This is a genomic window from Ruegeria sp. BHSB058, assembly GCF_059613285.1.
In genome coordinates, this window is the sequence record NZ_JBXWSF010000177.1 from 1 (window position 1) to 1,818 (window position 1,818).

The following is a 1,818-nucleotide window of genomic DNA, read 5'->3' on the forward strand; positions in this document are numbered from 1 at the left end:
GGCCCACTCCAGACTTTTCCAAGCCCCAAGTCCCAGCTCCCATGATTCATTCCGCACTTTCATTCGTTGCCCGTCACGGCAAGTTGGCCCTGATTTGCGGCCTGGTTGCGGGGATCGCCTTGCCGGGCCTTGCAGGCACCCTGCGGGCGTGGATCCCCGAGATGGTGGCGCTGCTTTTGTTTCTGACGGCGTTTCGCATCGGTCCACGCGACACTGTGGAAAGCCTGCATGCAATGGCCAGGACCTCGGCAACGGCGCTGGTTCTGCAATTGGTCATGCCGCTGGTTTTTCTCGCTGTGCTGGCGATTTTCGACCTGCCGTTGTCGCCGCTTGCGCTGGCTGTTGCCCTGATGCTGGCGGCCCCGTCGGTCACCGCGTCTGCGAATCTGACGATCCTGCTCAACCATGATCCCTCCCCGGCCCTACGTCTGTTGATCCTCGGTACTGCCATCCTGCCGCTGACCTGTATTCCGGTTTTTACACTGCTGCCCCAGTTTGGAGCGCTGGCGTCGGTGCTGCAGGCCGCAGGTCGTCTGTTGGCGGTCATTCTGGCGGCGGCTGCATTTGGCTTTGCATTGCGCCACTGGGGTTTTTCCGGGATGACTGACCGGGGACGTCACGTGACGGATGGAATTACCGTTGTCACGCTGGCGGTGATCGTGATCGGCCTCATGTCGGCGGTTCGGCCAACATTCGAACAGAACCCCGCCGAATTGGGCTTTTGGCTGGCCGCCGCTTTCGGCGCCAATTTCGGTGTGCAGATAGTGGCCTTTACCGTTCTACGCCTGCTTGGTCGCCCCGATGCGGTTCCAACGGCGATCATCGCGGGAAACCGGAACTTTGCCCTGTTCTTTGTAGCCCTGCCTCCGGAAACCACCGATCCGCTGCTGATCTTTCTTGGATGCTATCAATTCCCCATGTATTTGACGCCGACCCTGTTGCGGAGGCTTTATGACCCACGCTGATCCTTTCCCCGTGATCCGGAACGTCGGACTGGACGGCATGCTTGTCACCTTTGCCGACACCATGACCGAGCCGTCGAACCGCGCGGCGCTCGCCTTTCGCGGCGCGGTGGAAGACGCCGGCTGGGAGGGGGTGATCGAAACCTCAACCTCGCTGGCCTCGACCTATGTTCGGTTCGATTTCTCGCGGCTGCCCCATACCGAGATGGAACGGTGTCTGCGCGATCTGCTGGCCTCGCGCGACTGGTACGCCGCGCCCCTGCCTGCCGGACGCAAGTTGTGGCGGGTGCCCACCGTTTATGGCACGGAACTGGCCCCGCAACTGGACCAAGCCGCCGCCGCCGCCGGGTTGCCCGTTACAGAGGCCATTCGCCGCCTCAGCCAGACACGCGTGCGCGTCCTGACCATCGGATTTGCACCGGGCCAGCCCTATCTTGGCCCGCTGGGGCCCGAGTTTAACATCCCCCGCTTAAAGGAACTGACCCCGATGGTTCCCGAAGGGGCGCTGGTTCTGGCCATTTCGCAGTTCGTATTGTTTTCGGGGCCGACCCCAACAGGGTGGCGGCATATCGGGCAAACCGCGTTTCGGTGTTTCCGGCCCGAAATTGAGCAGAGCTTTGCCCTCAATCCCGGCGACGAGATGGTGTTTGAATCGATTCCCCGCGACGAGCTGGAACACATCTGCGCGCATAACGAGGATGGTACAGGCGGCTCAACGGCAGAGGAGATCCCAGCATGAGCCTGATCGTCCGCCGTATCGGCCCTGCTTGCACGGTTCAGGATCAGGGGCGCGACGGGTTCCTTGATCAGGGCTTGTCGCGCTCGGGCGCCGCGGACCTGCTGGCCCTGCACGAAG

At 62.3% G+C, this 1,818-nt stretch carries 2 protein-coding genes; both read left to right on the plus strand.

What is annotated here, in order from left to right; genetic code table 11:
- Positions 1-965: hypothetical protein (locus AC2FNB_RS21135; RefSeq protein WP_496748693.1), on the plus strand; the 965-nt coding region annotated here is incomplete at its 5' end.
- The gene (locus AC2FNB_RS21140; protein ID WP_496748694.1) at positions 952-1,701 is read left to right on the plus strand and encodes a 5-oxoprolinase subunit B family protein; all 750 of its coding nucleotides are present in this window, start codon (positions 952-954) and stop codon (positions 1,699-1,701) included. The genes AC2FNB_RS21135 and AC2FNB_RS21140, both read left to right, overlap by 14 nt.
- Positions 1,702-1,818: the final 117 nt, after the last annotated feature.